Raw genomic sequence first — 274 nt, 5'->3', positions numbered from 1 at the left:
CTTGTGGTAACAGGCCCGACAGTAATAGCGCCTTTACTAAACTCCATGCGCCCCACACAAGACATAGACCGCATTCTACGCTGGGAAGGGATTGTTATTGACCCTATCGGGGCATTGTTTGCTGTACTGGTATTTGAAGCAGTAATGTTAGTAGGCCAAGGCGAGGTACTAAGCCATACTATTGTTGCTTTAGTTAAAACTGTTGGAGTTGGTCTAACAATAGGGGTAGCAGCAGGCTGGGTTACAACTCAATTAATGCGCCGAGAATGGTTGC

General features: G+C 46.7%; 1 pseudogene. It reads left to right on the top strand.

Annotation, left to right across the window (positions count from 1 at the left end):
- A pseudogene (locus R2R70_RS20235) lies at positions 1-274 on the top strand (sodium:proton antiporter); the annotation flags it as partial.

This window comes from Cobetia sp. SIMBA_158 (genome assembly GCF_046566945.1).
Taxonomy (GTDB): Bacteria; Pseudomonadota; Gammaproteobacteria; order Pseudomonadales; family Halomonadaceae; genus Cobetia; species Cobetia amphilecti.
Note: the sequence above shows the minus strand (reverse complement) of the source record. Positions and strands in the feature narration are given on the sequence as shown.